The 17,885-nt window shown below is 44.9% G+C and carries 15 protein-coding genes; 9 read left to right on the top strand and 6 right to left on the bottom strand.

Annotated features, from left to right (window positions below; genetic code table 11):
* Positions 1-22: 22 nt before the first annotated feature.
* From mnmG to rpmH, 6 genes are all read right to left on the bottom strand, one after another.
* Positions 23-1,903 (bottom strand): tRNA uridine-5-carboxymethylaminomethyl(34) synthesis enzyme MnmG, encoded by a 1,881-nt coding sequence (gene mnmG / locus EJA10_RS21275; protein ID WP_125482049.1) that lies wholly within the window; start codon positions 1,901-1,903, stop codon positions 23-25.
* A 105-nt stretch (positions 1,904-2,008) separates the two neighbouring features.
* Positions 2,009-3,394 (bottom strand): tRNA uridine-5-carboxymethylaminomethyl(34) synthesis GTPase MnmE, encoded by a 1,386-nt coding sequence (mnmE, locus tag EJA10_RS21270; RefSeq protein ID WP_125482048.1) that lies wholly within the window; start codon positions 3,392-3,394, stop codon positions 2,009-2,011.
* Between the two features lie 461 nt (positions 3,395-3,855).
* Positions 3,856-4,476, bottom strand: a complete 621-nt coding sequence (gene jag, locus EJA10_RS21265) for an RNA-binding cell elongation regulator Jag/EloR (RefSeq protein WP_125482047.1) — start codon at positions 4,474-4,476, stop codon at positions 3,856-3,858.
* Positions 4,473-5,246: a YidC family membrane integrase SpoIIIJ gene (gene spoIIIJ, locus EJA10_RS21260; RefSeq protein WP_125482046.1), complete on the bottom strand. Its 774-nt coding sequence runs from the start codon at positions 5,244-5,246 to the stop codon at positions 4,473-4,475. The genes jag and spoIIIJ overlap by 4 nt, the downstream gene beginning before the upstream one ends.
* A 160-nt stretch (positions 5,247-5,406) precedes the next feature.
* The gene (gene rnpA / locus EJA10_RS21255) at positions 5,407-5,769 is read right to left on the bottom strand and encodes a ribonuclease P protein component (RefSeq protein ID WP_125482045.1); all 363 of its coding nucleotides are present in this window, start codon (positions 5,767-5,769) and stop codon (positions 5,407-5,409) included.
* Positions 5,770-5,935: 166 nt separating this feature from the next.
* On the bottom strand, positions 5,936-6,070 hold the full coding sequence (gene rpmH / locus EJA10_RS21250) for a 50S ribosomal protein L34 (protein WP_013059930.1): 135 nt from the start codon (positions 6,068-6,070) through the stop codon (positions 5,936-5,938).
* A gap of 972 nt (positions 6,071-7,042) precedes the next feature.
* On the opposite strand from rpmH, the gene dnaA reads away from it, so the two are divergent.
* The 9 genes from dnaA (at position 7,043) to EJA10_RS21210 (ending at position 17,643) form a co-directional block, all read left to right on the top strand.
* A complete protein-coding gene (gene dnaA, locus EJA10_RS21245; RefSeq protein ID WP_125482044.1) occupies positions 7,043-8,389 on the top strand; it encodes a chromosomal replication initiator protein DnaA in 1,347 nt (448 codons plus the stop codon).
* A 183-nt stretch (positions 8,390-8,572) separates the two neighbouring features.
* Positions 8,573-9,709, top strand: coding sequence for a DNA polymerase III subunit beta (gene dnaN, locus EJA10_RS21240; protein WP_125482043.1), 1,137 nt, complete (start codon positions 8,573-8,575; stop codon positions 9,707-9,709).
* A 55-nt stretch (positions 9,710-9,764) separates the two neighbouring features.
* On the top strand, positions 9,765-9,974 hold the full coding sequence (locus EJA10_RS23580) for a hypothetical protein (RefSeq protein WP_170169214.1): 210 nt from the start codon (positions 9,765-9,767) through the stop codon (positions 9,972-9,974).
* Between the two features lie 93 nt (positions 9,975-10,067).
* Complete coding sequence (gene yaaA / locus EJA10_RS21235; RefSeq protein WP_023613365.1) at positions 10,068-10,283, top strand: S4 domain-containing protein YaaA; 216 nt, start codon at positions 10,068-10,070, stop codon at positions 10,281-10,283.
* 19 nt (positions 10,284-10,302) lie between these two features.
* Positions 10,303-11,421: a DNA replication/repair protein RecF gene (recF, locus tag EJA10_RS21230; RefSeq protein WP_125482042.1), complete on the top strand. Its 1,119-nt coding sequence runs from the start codon at positions 10,303-10,305 to the stop codon at positions 11,419-11,421.
* Positions 11,422-11,430: 9 nt separating this feature from the next.
* The gene (gene remB, locus EJA10_RS21225; RefSeq protein WP_125482041.1) at positions 11,431-11,679 is read left to right on the top strand and encodes an extracellular matrix regulator RemB; all 249 of its coding nucleotides are present in this window, start codon (positions 11,431-11,433) and stop codon (positions 11,677-11,679) included.
* A gap of 124 nt (positions 11,680-11,803) precedes the next feature.
* Complete coding sequence (gene gyrB, locus EJA10_RS21220; protein ID WP_425462114.1) at positions 11,804-13,711, top strand: DNA topoisomerase (ATP-hydrolyzing) subunit B; 1,908 nt, start codon at positions 11,804-11,806, stop codon at positions 13,709-13,711.
* A gap of 196 nt (positions 13,712-13,907) precedes the next feature.
* Entirely contained in the window at positions 13,908-16,463 is a 2,556-nt protein-coding gene (gyrA, locus tag EJA10_RS21215; protein WP_125482040.1) for a DNA gyrase subunit A, read from the top strand.
* A 94-nt stretch (positions 16,464-16,557) separates the two neighbouring features.
* The gene (locus EJA10_RS21210; RefSeq protein WP_246017916.1) at positions 16,558-17,643 is read left to right on the top strand and encodes an HD-GYP domain-containing protein; all 1,086 of its coding nucleotides are present in this window, start codon (positions 16,558-16,560) and stop codon (positions 17,641-17,643) included.
* Positions 17,644-17,885: the final 242 nt, after the last annotated feature.

Here is a 17,885-nt window from a genome sequence, read left to right as displayed (position 1 = left end):
TGTCCAAGCTGTAGCTATTTCACTATATCCGAGCGATCCGTCCCTGTTCCAGATACACCAGCAAAATGGAGATATCGGCTGGATTGACACCAGAAATACGCGATGCCTGTGCCAATGTCAGCGGGCGGACTTCTTTCAGTTTTTGACGCGCTTCAGTCGCCAGCCCTGAAATGGCATCGTAATCGATGTTTTCCGGAATCTTCTTATCTTCCATCTTCTTCAGCCTTTCGACCTGCTGAAGTGACTTTTCGATATACCCCTCATATTTGATCTGGATTTCTGTCTGTTCTTCCGTTTCGAAATCCAGTTCAACCTCGGCTGGAACCAGCTGCTTGATGTGTTCATAGGAAACTTCCGGACGCTTCAATAGATCTGAGGCGCGGATGCCATCCTTCAATTCACTTCCGCCGAGGGAACGGATCAACTCCTGGACCTCTGCTGTAGGCTTAATAATAATGGAACGCAAACGTTTTTTTTCCGCCTCAATGGCTTCTTTTTTCGCTAAAAACTTATGGTAACGTTCTTCGGTAATCAAGCCGATTTCATAGCCTTTATCTGTAAGGCGCAGGTCAGCGTTATCATGTCTCAGAAGCAGGCGGTATTCGGCACGTGAAGTCAGCAAACGGTATGGTTCGTTTGTTCCTTTCGTTACCAGGTCATCGATCAGCACACCGATATAGGCATCGGCACGGCTCAAAATCACTTCTTCTTGCCCCAGCGCTCTTCGTCCGGCATTGATTCCAGCCATGATTCCCTGGCCGGCCGCTTCTTCGTAGCCAGATGTACCATTGATTTGCCCTGCTGTATAAAGGTTCTTGACCAATTTTGTTTCCAGAGTCGGCCACAGCTGTGTCGGAACGACCGCATCATACTCAATCGCATATCCGGCACGCATCATCTGGACTTTTTCAAGTCCAGGAATCGTTTGAAGGATCTTGTGCTGCACTTCCTCCGGCAAGCTTGTGGAGAGCCCCTGTACATAAACTTCCTGCGTATTCCTTCCCTCAGGTTCAAGGAAAATCTGATGGCGCGGTTTGTCATTGAAGCGAACCACTTTATCCTCGATTGATGGGCAATAGCGCGGTCCTGTACCCTTGATCATTCCGGAATACATCGGTGACCGATGAAGATTCTCGTCGATCAATTGGTGCGTTCTCTCATTTGTATAAGTCAGCCAGCATGGCAGCTGGTCTGTGATATATTTTGTTGTTTCATATGAAAATGCTCGGTGGACATCGTCACCAGGCTGGATTTCCGTCTTTGTATAATCGATCGTATCGCTATGGACACGTGGCGGTGTCCCTGTCTTAAAGCGGACCAGGTCAAAGCCAAGCTCCTCAAGATGCTCGGAAAGCTTGATCGATGGCTGCTGGTTGTTCGGACCGCTGGAGTATTTTAATTCGCCAAGGATGATTTCCCCGCGCATATACGTACCAGTGGTGATGACAACCGTTTTTGCAAGGTATGCTGCCCCTGTTTGGGTGATGACACCACGGCATTCGTCGCCTTCCACGATCAGGCGCTCGACCATCCCCTGTACCAATGTCAGGTTCTTTTCATTCTCAAGTGTCTTTTTCATTTCTGACTGGTAATCGAACTTGTCAGCCTGCGCCCGTAATGCACGAACGGCAGGACCTTTGCCAGTATTCAGCATCCTCATCTGGATGTATGTCTTATCAATATTGCGGCCCATTTCGCCGCCAAGGGCGTCAATCTCCCGTACGACAATCCCTTTTGCAGGTCCGCCGATTGACGGGTTGCACGGCATGAACGCAATCATATCGAGATTGATGGTAATCATCGCGGTTTTCGCACCCATGCGCGCCGCCGCAAGGGCTGCTTCAACACCCGCATGGCCGGCACCAACTACAACCACATCAAAATTTCCGGCTTCATAACCCATCCTGCTGCCTCCTTATCTTTTCAAAACTACTCGAAAAGAACTAGTTAGTATAATTGAAAGTCTTCATTATAAAAGAAGACTGAATGTTTTTCTGAAATACTAATATTATTTCCCTAAACAGAACTGGGAGAATAATTGGTCAATCAAGCTTTCGTGGACACTTTCGCCAATAATTTCACCGAGAAGCTCCCAGGAACGAGTCAAATCAATCTGGACAATGTCGATTGGTGTCCCCATCTCCACTCCGCTTATCGCTTCTTCAATTGAATTTACCGCCTGGTTGAGCAAGGCAATATGCCGGCTGTTCGAAACATACGTCATGTCGCCTGCCTCAATCGCTCCGGAGAAGAATAAGCTTGAAATCGCTTCTTCCAGCTCATCCACTCCCTTGTCCTCAAGCAATGAGGTCGTTACGAGCGAATAATCCTTCGCAAGCTCCCTCACTGCCTCCAAATCGATTTTTTGCGGCAGGTCCGTCTTGTTGACGATGACGATGACATCCATCCCCTCAACCGCTTTGAAAATATTCCGATCCTCTTCTGAAAACTCATCCGAATAGTTCAGAACCAGTAAAATCAAATCTGCTTCCTTCAGAACCTGACGTGAGCGTTCCACTCCAATTCGTTCGACGATATCCTCTGTCTCACGGATTCCGGCTGTATCAAGCAGCCTTAATGGAACGCCGCGTACATTGACGTATTCCTCGATCACATCACGGGTCGTACCAGGAATATCTGTTACGATCGCCTTATTCTCATGGACGAGACTGTTCAGCAATGAAGATTTTCCGACGTTCGGACGTCCGACAATAACGGTCGACAAACCTTCGCGAAGAATTTTTCCCTGCTGTGAGGTTTGCAGAAGCTTTTCCAGCTCACCTTTTACATAGTTCGCTTTTTCCAACAGCATCTTATGCGTCATTTCCTCAACGTCATCATACTCCGGGTAATCGATATTCACCTCGACATGCGCAAGAATTTCAAGGATTTCCTGGCGCAGCTTCTGGATGAGCCTCGATAAGCGCCCCTCCATCTGTCCAAGGGCAAGATTCATCGCCCGGTCCGTTTTCGCGCGAATCAAATCAATGACCGCTTCAGCCTGCGAAAGGTCGATTCGTCCATTTAAAAAAGCCCGTTTTGTAAATTCACCGGGCTCCGCCAGTCTCGCACCCTGATTCAGGACGAGCTGGAGCACACGGTTTACAGAAACAAGACCCCCATGGCAGTTGATTTCGACTACATCCTCTTTCGTGAACGTTTTTGGTCCTCTCATCACAGAAACCATGACTTCTTCGGCAACTTGTCCAGTCTTCGGATCAATCAGATGGCCATAATGAATCGTATGCGACGCCGCTTCACTAAGCTTCTTGCTTCCTACCCCTCTGAATAGTTTGTCAGCAATGTCAAAAGCTTGATCCCCGCTCAACCGGACAATCGCAATCGCCCCTTCTCCCATCGGCGTTGAAATCGCCGCAATCGTATCGAATTCCATTTGCTTCACCCCGCTTCCTTAAAAAAAGATCTATATCGTAAAATCAAGAATATTTGTTTTCTACAAATTACTAGAATACCACATCGCTATAGCGAAAAAAAGAAAGGAATACTTTACACCCTTAATTTATCCACAACTATATAAATAAACTGATTTAATTTTAACTTATCCACATGTGAATAACAATAAAACCACCGAATCATTTTCGTGAAATGAAAGTGTCAGTGAAGAAGCAGATGGCAGACTTAATCGTATGCTTGCAAAACTGGTAAAAATCTATGATATTTTCCAGTTCGCCAATAAGCCTCTTACTTTCGCCGATAAAATCAAAAATTCGCCATTAAATTCGCATTTTCGCCAATAACCAGACCGTTATCGCCAATAAACCATTTTTGTTGCTCTTCTCAGCAGTTTTTTCGCAAAAAGAACCCCGGATCTGCCCAGATCCGGGGTTCTTTCTATCATTTTGATGGCGATATCACGATATGACGGTGTGGTTCGGTGCCATCTGAATAGGTTTTGATTTTTTTGTTTGACATCAATGCAGTATGAATCACTTTGCGTTCATACGAAGGCATGGGTTCAAGCGCGACGGTTTGTCCGGTTCTGACCGCTTTCTGTGCGAGACGTTCGGCAAGCTGTACGAGTGTTTCATTCCTGCGCTTGCGGTAGTCCTCGGCATCAAGCACGACAGTCGTGTACTGATCAGAATAACGGTTCATCACAAGCTGGGTTAAAAATTGAAGGGAATTCAGCGTTTGACCTCTTTTACCGATCAGCAAGGCAATTTTTTCCCCTGACATCGTAAAAAGGATCGTCTTCCCTTCTTTTTGCACGTCAACTTCGATTGGCGCGCCCAATTGTGCTCCAACGGCTTTCAAATAATTGACGGCTTCTTCTATAGCATCGATCTTCACTGTCACTTTGACGACAGCTGGACGTGCGCCGAAAAGTCCGAAAATCCCCTTTTTCCCTTCATCAATTACATCAATTTCTGTGCGGTCTTTGGTTGTGTTTAATTGAGCTAAAGCGGATTCTACTGCTTCGTCGACATTTTGTCCTGTAGCAGTTACCTGTTTCACTTTTTTGCTCCTCCCGCATTGCCGGCAGCCGTAGCTTTCAAGTCCGGCCCTTTAATAAAGTAAGTTTGAACAATCATGAATAAGTTACCGACTACCCAGTACAATGAAAGTGCCGCTGGGAAGTTGATCGCAAACACAATGATCATGATCGGCATCAGCCAAAGCATCATGGCCATTTGCGGATTCGCTTCCTGGCCAGCCATCATCATTTTTTGCTGGATGAAAGTCGTTGCACCTGCTACAAGCGGCAGAATGTAATATGGATCCGGTGATCCAAGGTCGAACCACATGAAGTTATGCTCGGCAATTTCCCTCGTTCTTGAAATCGCATGATAGAAACCAATCAGGATCGGCATCTGAACGATCAACGGGAAACACCCTGCAAGCGGATTGACGCCATGCTTCTGGAAAAGCGCCATCGTTTCCTGCTGCAGCTTCTGCTGGGTTTTCTGGTCTTTTGAGCTGTATTTTTCCTTCAGCTTCTGCATTTCCGGCTGCAAGGCCTGCATTGCTTTCGAGCTCTTCGTCTGTTTGATCATTAACGGCAGGATCGCCAATCGAATCAAGAGCGTTACGGCAACGATCGATAAGCCGAAGCTGCCTCCAAGCCATTCAGCCATTTTCACGATCAGCAGCGACAAAGGATAAACGATGTATTCGTTCCAAAAGCCCTTGCTTTCAGGAGTGATCGGCTGGTCGTATTCCATACAGCCAGTCAGCAATGTCGTAACCAAAAGCAAGCTTATGATCAATAATATTCTTTTTTTCAAGCTTCTTTTCCTCCTAACTTCCCGAAACATTCATCTATTTCAATGGTTTGTCCCAAATTTATGTACACTTCACCTTTCTGGCTTAATGCAATCATGTGTATTTTACCATCTTTTATAGGGAAGCGCTTTTAAAAAATGCAAAATCACTAATATTTCTGCCTCATTCATTATTTCCAGCTTTCGGCTTCTTCAAAACCTTTCCTACCTTCAAAACATGCTCCAGGCTTTTCTTGATCTCATGCATCCCCATTTCAGCAGTCGGCTTACGTGCGATGATGATATAATCGTTCCCGTTATGGACCCGGTCCTGCAGCTCATGAAAGGATTGGCGCACATATCGTTTAATCTGGTTCCGGACAACGGCATTGCCGATCTTCTTGCTGACGGACAGCCCGATTCGGAAGTTCTCCTGGTCCGGTTTTTTCAGGATATAGACGACAAACTGCCGATTGGCTACCGATCTGCCTTTTTTAAAGGCCTCCTGGAATTCTTTATTTTTTTTTACTCTGAAATCTTTTTTCATTATTAAACACCTTCAATTCTCTATGGATCCGATCTTTTCGTATGGACCATGCTTTAATAGGGATTTATCTGCATCATTATGGCCAAAAATAAATCCCTTCAAGCCGCTCTTCAGCCCAAAAATAGTATTGCCCAAAGAGAAAAAAGACCACTGACATTTCAGTGGCCTACGCTGATAATACTTTTCTTCCTTTGCGACGACGGCGAGCAAGAACCTTACGGCCATTTGCACTGCTCATGCGGGCACGGAATCCGTGAACTTTGCTGTGTTTACGTTTATTTGGTTGATAAGTGCGTTTCATATATGTTACACCTCCCTGAGGAATAGCTGTTACAGACAGTCTTTGTAATTATAAGGAGGGTACCTATAGATTGTCAAGTGCCTATTCAGAAATCCCTTCTTTTTCCCCGCAGAAAAAAATTTCCTTTTCAGTTGATCGATCTGGATGCTCACCCCTTATCCTTGTTCTTTTATAGAGGGCGTTGTTAAACCTGGTTGTTGATTTTCGTTCCAGGCGCTTCGCTTCTGCTTTTCGCTGGGACCTGCCCACAAACGATGGAAATGCATTAGCATTTTCGAAGGAGGCTACACGCCTTCCACTACAAACATCAGGTCTTGAAACAACATTCGGCTTAAACAGAACCTTATAGAAAAGCCTATTTAAAATTCAGCTGTTGATCTTTGATCGTAAAAAATACCATCGAATTAAAACGACTCGATTCAAAAGAATAATTTCTGCAGCAAAAAGAAAGGCTGATAATTAGATTTTTCATTTATTCAAATGGTGTATTTTAGGGGCCTGTGGACAAAAATCGACACGCATTTTATTATCCACAAGCCTTTTTGACAGCTTTTACACAAGTAAGACACCTGTGGACAATTATACTCCACAGTGATATGGTATTGTGGATAATGTATGAAAAAGCGTTGCGCCATGCTGGATTATTTGATATTATATTTGTGTTTTCACTCTTAATAATTCGATGATGGAAATATAATTATCCACAAAATGTGGATAAGCTGTGGATAGGTTATTAACGCCTGTTGTAAAACTTTGTCCACAGAAAGTGGATATTGTCGAAAAGCTTGTTTCTTTCCTTATTATATATTTTTCCACATTAATAGTTTCGTATATTTATGAATTCAGGGGTTGTACAGCTTGTATAACCCATGATTTGCTTTTCGAAATGTTCTTTAAAATGGCAGATTGAGTGCAAAAAGCAACAAAAAATAGGAATGAGCATAAAAATGACGAGAAAAGGAGGGATACTTGTTGGAGAATATTGCAGATCTCTGGAACAACGCTCTCGCTAAAATCGAGAAAAAGATCAGCAAGCCAAGCTTCGATACATGGCTGAAATCAACAAAAGCGCATTCCCTGCAAGGTGATGTACTGACGATTACAGCTCCGAATGAGTTTGCCCGCGATTGGCTGGAGGAACGCTATTCCCAGTTAATCAGCGGTATTTTGTATGAAATCACTGGTGAAGAGCTATCAGTGAAATTCATCATCCCCCAGAACCAGAATGAAGAGGATCTCGACATTCCTTTGCCTCCTAAAAGGGTGAAAAAGGATGAAGATACGCCAGATTTGCCGGTCAGCATGCTAAATCCGAAATATACTTTCGATACCTTTGTCATTGGTTCAGGCAACCGTTTTGCTCACGCAGCTTCACTGGCTGTGGCTGAAGCGCCGGCAAAAGCTTACAACCCATTATTCATTTATGGGGGCGTAGGGCTTGGAAAAACCCACTTAATGCATGCAATCGGGCATTATGTACAGGATCATAATCCGAATGCGAAAGTGGTTTATTTGTCATCCGAAAAATTCACGAATGAATTCATTAATTCAATCAGGGACAACAAAGCAGGCGATTTCCGCAATAAATACCGCAATGTCGATGTCCTGCTTATTGATGATATTCAGTTCCTGGCAGGGAAAGAACAAACACAAGAGGAATTTTTCCATACATTCAATACTTTGCATGAGGAAAGCAAGCAGATTGTCATTTCGAGTGACCGTCCGCCAAAAGAAATCCCAACGCTTGAAGACAGGCTGAGATCCCGCTTTGAGTGGGGATTGATCACGGATATCACACCGCCTGATCTCGAGACGAGGATTGCGATCCTCCGCAAGAAGGCGAAAGCGGAAGGCCTTGATATTCCGAATGAAGTGATGCTCTATATTGCCAATCAGATTGACTCCAACATCCGTGAACTTGAAGGTGCTCTGATCCGGGTAGTCGCTTATTCCTCGTTGATTAATAAAGACATCAATGCGGATCTTGCAGCAGAAGCCCTCAAGGACATTATCCCGAGCTCCAAACCAAAGGTGATTACGATTCTGGACATTCAAAGAATTGTCGGGCAGCACTTCAATGTGAAACTGGAGGATTTTAAAGCGAAGAAACGAACCAAATCTGTCGCATTCCCAAGGCAAATTGCCATGTATCTCTCAAGGGAGCTGACTGATTTCTCACTGCCTAAGATTGGTGAGGAATTCGGTGGCCGTGACCATACCACGGTCATTCATGCCCATGAAAAAATTTCAAAGTTGATTTCAGTGGATCCTAATCTGCAAAAGCAGCTGAAAGACATAAATGAACAATTAAGGGTTTAGGAAAGTGTGAATAACTCTCCTATAGTTGCGCACAGTCTGTCCACATGTGGATAGGCTGTGTTTCCTTTGAGAAATCACACTTATCCACAAATCCACAGGCCCTACTAGTACTTCTACTATTTTTTTAAAACATATTACTATATGCATTAAGAAAAAAAATATTCCTAAACGGAGGCTTAAAAAATGAGATTTATTATCCAGCGCGATTCATTACTGCAAAGCGTCCAGGACGTAATGAAGGCAGTAACGAGCAGAACAACGATCCCGATTCTAACTGGGATCAAGATTGTTGCGAACGATGAGGGAGTAACTCTTACTGGCAGTGATTCTGATATTTCGATTGAATCTTTCATTCCTAAAGAAGAAGCTGGGGATGAAATCGTAGAAATCAAACAGCCAGGATCCATTGTTCTGCAGGCGCGTTTCTTTAGTGAAATCGTTAAAAAGCTTCCTACAGACACAGTAGAAATCGAAGTCCAAAACAATCTCCAGACCGTGATCCGTTCTGGCAGATCCGAATTTAACCTTAATGGCCTTGATGCAGAAGAATATCCACATCTGCCTCAAATTTCAGAAGAACATGTTTTCAAGATTCCAACAGACTTGTTAAAAGGCTTGATCCGCCAGACTGTCTTTTCAGTGTCCACCTCAGAAACACGCCCCATCTTGACAGGTGTAAACTGGAAGGTTGAAAACAATGAGTTGACCTGTATTGCAACAGACAGCCATAGGCTTGCATTAAGGAGAGCCATGCTGGAAGCTGAAAACACGGGAAGCTACAATGTCGTCATCCCAGGCAAAAGCTTGACTGAATTAAGCAAAATCCTGGACGACAGTTCTGATGCTGTTGATATCGTCATCACAGAAAACCAGGTCCTTTTTAAAGCGAAGCATCTGCTGTTCTTCTCCAGACTGCTTGAAGGAAATTACCCTGACACAGGCAGACTGATCCCATCAGAGAGCAAGACAGACGTTGTCGTCAATACTAAGGAATTCCTGCACGCGATTGACCGTGCATCACTTCTTGCCAGAGAGGGAAGAAACAATGTCGTCAAGTTTTCCACAATTGAAGGCGGCTCAATCGAAATTTCATCCAATACACCGGAAATCGGTAAAGTCGTGGAAGAAATCCAAAGCCAGTCAATCGACGGCGAAGAACTGAAAATTTCATTCAGCGCGAAGTACATGATGGACGCCTTGAAAGCATTGGAAGGAACAGAAATCCAAATCAGCTTCACAGGCGCAATGAGACCATTCGTCATCCGTCCGCTTCACGATGACTCCATCCTGCAGCTGATTCTGCCGGTTAGAACATACTAAATCCAAGTCACCACCAGTTTTATAGCTGGTGGTTTTTTCTTATAGATTCTAAAAAATGCTGAATAATTGGATTGTAGCGGAAGGCACGGAGACTCCTCCGAAAATGCTAACGCATTTCCATCGTGCGTGGGCAGGTTCTCGGAAGTCGCTCAATGTCCTGCGGGAAAAGCGAGTCTTGGGAGACCCCGCAGGAGCGAAAGCGACGAGGAGGCTCCGGGACCGCCCGCGGAAAGCGAAGCGCCTGGAACGGAAATCAACAGGCTAAGGTCAAAAGCAAAAAAATAAGAAAATTTGTTTCTATGGAAAAAATTTAGTAAAATAAAGTATTAAGTCCTTTTGGAAGAAAAGGGTGAGACACGTGAATGAGGAAATTAAAATCGATACGGAATATATCACGCTTGGGCAATTCCTGAAATTAGCCGATGTCATTCAATCGGGCGGAATGGCCAAGTGGTTTTTAAGTGAACATGATGTTTTTATCAATGGTGAACAAGATCAGCGAAGAGGCAGGAAGCTTCGTTCCGGAGACCAGGTATCGATCCCCGGGTTTGGCGAGTTCAGCATAACGCAATAATCCAGAGGATGAACTGTTCATGTATATAGAGGAACTGCAATTAAGGAATTACCGCAACTACCAGGGGCTGGAGGCCACATTCGAAAACAAGGTCAACGTAATCCTCGGGGAAAACGCCCAGGGAAAGACGAACGTCATGGAGTCAATTTATGTGCTCGCGATGGCGAAATCACACCGGACCTCCAATGATAAAGATTTGATACGCTGGGACGAGGAATATGCTAAAATAGAGGGACGGATTAAAAAAAGCAACGGCTCCCTGCCCATGCAGCTGGTCATCTCGAAAAAAGGCAAGAAGGCCAAGGTCAACCATCTGGAACAGCGGAAGCTCAGCCAGTATGTCGGCAATATGAACGTCGTCATGTTCGCACCGGAGGACCTTAACCTTGTAAAAGGCAGCCCTCAAGTCAGGCGCCGCTTTGTCGATATGGAAATAGGCCAGGTTTCGGCTATCTATCTGCACGACATGGGCCAGTATAACAAAATCCTCCAGCAGCGCAACCATTATCTGAAACAGCTGCAAATCAAAAAAACGAGTGACCAAACAATGCTCGACATCCTGACGGAACAATTCATCCAGGCGGCTGCGAGAATCGTTGTGAAGCGGTATGAGTTCCTGCATCTGCTCGAACAATGGGCTTTGCCGATCCATCAGGGGATATCCAGAGGGCTGGAAGAGTTGAAAATCATCTATAAACCTTCTGCCGACGTATCAGAAGAAGATGATTTGTCGAAAATGATAGCAGTGTATGAAGAAAAGTTTGCTAAAATAAGAACTAGAGAGATTGACCGCGGGACCACCATGTTCGGACCGCATCGGGATGACCTGCAATTTTTCGTGAATGGCCGGGATGTCCAGACATTCGGTTCCCAGGGCCAGCAGCGAACAACGGCACTATCGGTAAAATTGGCGGAAATTGAGTTGATCAATTCTGAGATTGGCGAATATCCAATCCTTCTTCTTGATGATGTTCTGTCTGAGCTCGATGATTATCGCCAATCCCATTTATTAAATACCATCCAGGGGAAAGTTCAAACATTCGTCACCACAACAAGTGTGGATGGGATTGACCACCAGACACTGCGCGAAGCTGCTGCTTATCGTGTGAAGACTGGTGAAATGTCAAGAATCCAGTGAGGTGGAACCATGTATTTGCATGTGGGTGAAGAAGTCCTTGTCAGGACGAAGGATATCATTGCAATTTTAGATATTGAAAGCTCCAGTGCTTCGCCTTTTATGGAGGAGTTCATCACGCGCCAGGACAAGGAGATCATCCACCTGGCAAAAGGGACGGTCAAGTCGATCGTAGTGACAGGCAATCATATTTATTATTCTCCTCTTGCATCAGGAACTTTGAAGAAACGCTCCCAAAAATTATCCGTCCAGGAATTTTAATAGATCGGCGTATTCGCAAAAAATGTCGAAATCCAACGATATATGCGGAAAAAGCCATATATTTTTTGCAAAACAAGAGTCAAGGAAAGAGTAGGTGATCGATATGGCAATGGATCAGCAATCCATGCAGGGACAAGCGTATGATGAAAACCAGATACAAGTGCTCGAAGGCCTGGAAGCAGTACGTAAACGTCCGGGGATGTATATCGGTTCAACGAGTGTAAAAGGCTTGCACCATCTAGTATGGGAAATCGTTGATAATAGTATAGATGAAGCCCTGGCCGGCTACTGTGACGAGATTAATGTCATCATCGAAGAAGACAACAGCATTACGGTCCAGGACAATGGCCGCGGTATACCGGTCGGAATCCACGAGAAGATGGGAAGGCCAGCAGTTGAAGTAATCATGACGGTTCTTCACGCCGGGGGTAAGTTCGGTGGCGGAGGCTACAAGGTTTCCGGCGGTCTCCATGGCGTAGGTGCGTCTGTCGTGAACGCGCTGTCTACTTATCTTGAAGTATTTGTCCACCGGGATGGAAAAATTCATTACCAGAAGTTCGAACGTGGCGCTGTAGGCGATCCATTGAAGGTCATCGGTGAAACAGACCGCACAGGGACGACTGTTCACTTCAGCCCGGACGCCGAAATCTTTACAGAGACATTAGAATATGACTACGACACCCTGGCAAACCGTCTGCGTGAACTTGCCTTCCTGAACAAGGGAATCAAGATCACGATCGAGGATAAGCGTGTTGAAAACAAGAAAAATGAGTACTACTACGAAGGCGGAATTAAATCCTATGTAGAGCATTTAAACCGCACGAGAGAAGTCCTGCATGAAGAGCCAATCTTCATTGAAGGGGAAAAAGAAGGCATCACGGTCGAAGTGGCGCTTCAGTATAACGACAGCTTTACTGGGAATATTTATTCCTTTGCGAACAATATCCATACGTACGAGGGCGGAACGCATGAATCGGGCTTCAAGACAGCTTTGACCCGTGTCATTAACGATTATGCCCGTAAAAATGGGATCTTCAAGGAAAACGATGCAAACCTTTCGGGTGAAGATGTACGTGAAGGTTTGACAGCCATCGTTTCTGTCAAGCATCCGGATCCTCAGTTTGAAGGACAGACAAAAACAAAGCTTGGAAATTCGGAGGTCCGTGCTGTAACGGATACGCTGTTCTCTGAGCACTTTGAAAAATTCATGCTTGAAAATCCTACGGTTGCAAGAAAAGTCGTAGAAAAAGGATTGATGGCGGCAAGAGCAAGACTGGCGGCGAAAAAAGCACGAGAATTGACGCGACGCAAAAGTGCGCTTGAAATCTCAAGCCTTCCAGGCAAGCTTGCTGACTGCTCTTCGAAAGATCCATCCATCAGCGAAATATATGTCGTTGAGGGTGACTCAGCGGGCGGGTCTGCAAAACAGGGCCGTGACCGCCACTTCCAGGCGATCCTTCCGTTGCGCGGTAAAATCCTGAACGTTGAAAAGTCCCGTCTGGATAAAATCTTGTCAAATAACGAAGTAAGGGCGATCATCACGGCAATCGGAACAGGGATCGGCGAAGACTTTGACCTTGCCAGAGCTCGTTACCAAAAGATCGTCATCATGACAGATGCCGATGTCGACGGTGCCCATATCCGTACTTTATTATTGACGTTCTTCTACAGATATATGAGAAAGATCCTTGAAGCGGGCTACATTTATATTGCCCAGCCGCCATTATATAAAATACAGCAGGGCAAAAAAATCGAGTATGCTTACAATGACAAGCAGCTCGAACAGATTCTCGCAGAGCTTCCACAGCAGCCGAAGCCAGGCATACAGCGCTATAAGGGTCTTGGAGAAATGAATCCTGAGCAGCTATGGGAGACGACGATGAATCCGGAAACGAGGACATTGCTCCAGGTAAGCCTTGAGGACGCAATTGAATCCGATGAAACCTTCGAAATCCTGATGGGTGACAAGGTAGAACCACGCCGGAACTTCATCGAGCAAAATGCACTGTATGTTAAGAACTTGGATATCTAAAATATGTTCCCAGGATAGAAGGTATGGCCTCCTATCCTGCTTTTTCTGAAACGGTAATAACGAGACGGGGCACCATGCCCCTGCTTGATCAATAGATTTGCATGGATTTGATCTTAGATCAGTGACTGGCACCAGCATCAGAGCTTAATTGGTGCTAACGCGCTTGCGCTTTTCTACTAAAGGAGGTTTCTCTTAAATGGCTGAGACACCAAATTCTCGAGTGAAAGAGATTAATATTAGCCAGGAAATGCGATCATCCTTCCTGGACTACGCGATGAGTGTTATCGTGGCACGTGCACTTCCTGATGTGCGTGACGGCTTGAAGCCTGTTCACAGAAGGATCCTGTATGCGATGCATGACCTTGGCATGCATTCGGACAAGGCCTATAAAAAATCGGCAAGGATTGTCGGTGAAGTTATTGGTAAGTATCACCCGCACGGTGACTCTGCCGTATACGACACCATGGTCCGTATGGCACAGAATTTCAACTACCGCTACATGCTTGTTGACGGACACGGAAACTTCGGTTCTGTCGATGGAGATGCAGCGGCAGCGATGCGTTATACCGAAGCACGCATGTCGAAAATTTCGATGGAACTTTTGCGTGACATCAATAAAGACACAATTGATTATCAGGATAACTACGATGGTTCTGAAAGAGAACCAATTGTTATGCCTTCCAGGTTCCCGAACCTGCTAGTCAACGGTACATCCGGTATTGCTGTAGGTATGGCGACAAACATTCCTCCGCACCAGCTGGGAGAGGTCATTGATGGCGTGCTGGCGATCAGCAAGGATCCTGATTTGACGATCCAGGAACTGATGGAAATCATCAAGGGGCCTGATTTCCCGACTGCAGGCTTGATTCTTGGCCGCAGTGGCATCCGCAAGGCATACGAGACAGGACGCGGATCGATTACACTACGTGCCAAGGTGGAAATTGAACAGAAATCCAATGGCAAGGAAGTCATCATCGTAAATGAGATTCCTTACCAGGTAAACAAAGCAAAATTGATTGAAAAAATCGCAGAGCTTGTCCGCGACAAGAAAATTGATGGTATAACGGATTTACGAGACGAATCAGACCGAAAAGGAATGAGAATTGTCATCGAGGTTCGTAAAGATGCGAATGCAAATGTCCTTTTAAATAATCTATATAAACAAACTGCATTGCAGACGAGCTTTGGGATCAACCTTCTTGCCCTGGTCGATGGACAGCCTAAGGTTCTGAACCTGAAGCAATGTCTAAGGTATTATCTGGACCATCAGGTTGTCGTGATTCGCCGCAGGACCGAGTTTGAGCTAAAGAAGGCTGAAGCACGGGCCCATATTCTTGAAGGCTTGCGAATTGCCCTTGATAACCTCGATGCAGTCATCAGCTTGATCAGAAGCTCCCGTACAACTGACATTGCCCGTGAAGGATTGATGACTCAATTCAACCTGTCTGATAAGCAGGCACAAGCAATCCTTGATATGCGTCTGCAAAGGCTTACTGGTTTGGAACGCGAGAAAATCGAAGAAGAATTCCAAAACCTTATGCAGCTGATTGCGGAACTGAAAGCCATTCTTGCCGATAACGAAAAAGTGCTGGAAATCATCCGTGAAGAGCTTACAGAAATCAAAGAGCGCTTCAACGATGAGCGCCGCACGGAAATCGTATCAGGCGGTCTTGAAATGATCGAAGATGAGGACCTGATTCCTCGTGAGAATATCGTCATCACCCTTACTCACAACGGCTATGTCAAGCGTCTGCCTGTATCAACATATAGAGCCCAGCGCCGTGGCGGCCGCGGAATTCAGGGAATGGGAACGAATGAAGATGATTTTGTAGAACATCTCATTACCACTTCGACCCATGATACGATTCTTTTCTTCACAAACAAGGGGAAGGTATATCGTTCGAAGGGTTACGAAATCCCAGAGTTCAGCCGTACAGCAAAGGGAATCCCGATCATCAACCTTCTTGAAATCGAGAAAGGCGAATGGGTCAACGCAATTATTCCGGTTGAGGAGTTCGTTGATGACTGGTCCTTGTTCTTCACAACGAAGGAAGGGATTTCGAAGCGTTCACCACTTTCGTCATTTGCGAACATCCGAAACAATGGTCTGATTGCACTCAACCTGCGCGAAGGCGATGAACTGATTTCTGTCCGCCTTACAGATGGCAGCAAAGAAATGATCATCGGCACCAAGAACGGCTTGCTGATCCGCTTCCCTGAAACGGATGTACGCTCTATGGGCCGTACTGCCACTGGTGTCAAGGGAATCACCCTTTCTGATGATGATGAAGTTGTCGGCATGGAAGTGCTCGAAGAAAGTGCTGAAATCCTTGTCGTCACCAAGAACGGTTACGGAAAGAGGACGCCTTCCGAAGAGTACAGAAGGCAGGGACGAGGCGGAAAAGGAATCAAGACATGCAATATCACCGACAAGAATGGCGATCTTGTAACGATGAAGGTTGTTACAGGTGAGGAAGACCTCATGTTGATCACCACAGGTGGTGTCCTGATTCGAATTCCAGTCAGCTCGATTTCGATGACTGGCCGGAATACACAGGGTGTAAAATTGATCAGCCTGAACAAAGCTGAAAATGAATATGTAGCGACAGTTGCCAAAGTCGATAAGGAAGAAGAAAAGCCGGAAGACGCGGAACTGGATGAAAGCGCAGTTTCAACCCCTGTCGATCCAGAGGAAGTAGGCAGTGAGGAAGCAGAAATGCAAGAATCACCTGCAGAAACGGAAGAAGAATAAAACTTTTCAAGAGGAACACAAAATTGTGTTCCTCTTTTTTGGTAAAATAAAGTAAAATAATTGTAAGAAAATTAAAATTCCGGGGTGGATAGCCTTGCGCGTACTAGTAGACAACCTTAAAGAGGGCTGTATCCTTACTGATGATGTTCTAGGTAAAACAAATAGACCCATCATGAGCAAAAAGACAGTGCTGTCAGATTATTTAATCGAAATCCTGAAAACCTTCCTGATCAAAGAAGTCGAAGTTGAGAAGACACTGGTGAACGGAACACCATTTTATGCACCTGTTGCAGGGGAAGATAAGAAAGCAGCTTTGCAATCCAATGATTCTGAAAGAAACTTTATCGACCTTTTTTTGCGTGCAAAACAGGATTTTAAAAAAGAATTCATTTCCTGGCAATCCGGCATGCAAATCGATATTGCAAAAGTAAGAAGCATCATTGTTCCTTTAATCGAGCAGACGGACATGACGTCTTCCGATATTTTCAATCTCCATCACTATTCGTCAAAGTCGGAGTATCTATATGACCATCCACTTGCTGTAGGCATTATCAGCGCCTTCATTGCCAAAAAGCTTCAATACAGCAAAGGAGATGTGACACAGATTGCACTCGCAGGCTGCTTATCGGATTGCGGGATGGCCAAAATCAGTCCGTCTATCATTAATAAAAATTCAACTTTGACAGTAGATGAATTCGAAGAAATCAAGAAGCATCCTACATACAGCTACCAAATGGTCAAAAATAGTCCATTGCTGAAGGAGGCTACCAAGATTGCGATCCTGCACCATCATGAAAGAATGGATGGCAGCGGATATCCTTTTGGTGAAAAGGCTAACAGGATCCACCCATTTGCTAAAATCCTGGCTGTTGCGGATTCCTTTCATGCTATGACATCGGAACGAATCTACAAACCAAAGCACTCGCCATTCAAAGTGCTCGAAATGATCAATGAAGAGTTATTTGGAGAATTTGATATTGCTGCTTTGAAGGCATTGAGCGCTGCCATCATGAATTATTCGATTGGGACAAAGATCCGTCTGTCAGATGGTCAGGCAGCGGAAATCATCTTCGTCGAAGAAAAAAATCCAGCAAGACCGCTGGTGAGATTGCTTGAATCAGATCAAATCCTTGCATTAGTAAAAAACAGGCATTTGCATATCGAAGAAATTATCCAATGAGCTGGTCCTGAAGGCCGGCTTTTTTTGTTCTTGCTTGCTAAATAAGAAAGTACTGATAAGGTATTGCATTATGATTGTTATCCTGATATAATCTTCAAAGTCAGTAACGAAACAACAACTTTAACTTAATAGTTTTTGAAAAAAGTTATTGACTTATACAGCAAGTAAATGTTATATTAATAAAGTCGCTTACGGGCGATGCATTAATTAAATTGCTCTTTGAAAACTAAACAAACAAGCGT

Source organism: Mesobacillus subterraneus (genome assembly GCF_003937825.1).
Taxonomy (GTDB): Bacteria; Bacillota; Bacilli; order Bacillales; family Cytobacillaceae; genus Mesobacillus; species Mesobacillus subterraneus.
The sequence above is the reverse complement of the archived record's forward strand: the minus strand, read 5'-3'. Positions and strand labels throughout refer to the sequence as shown.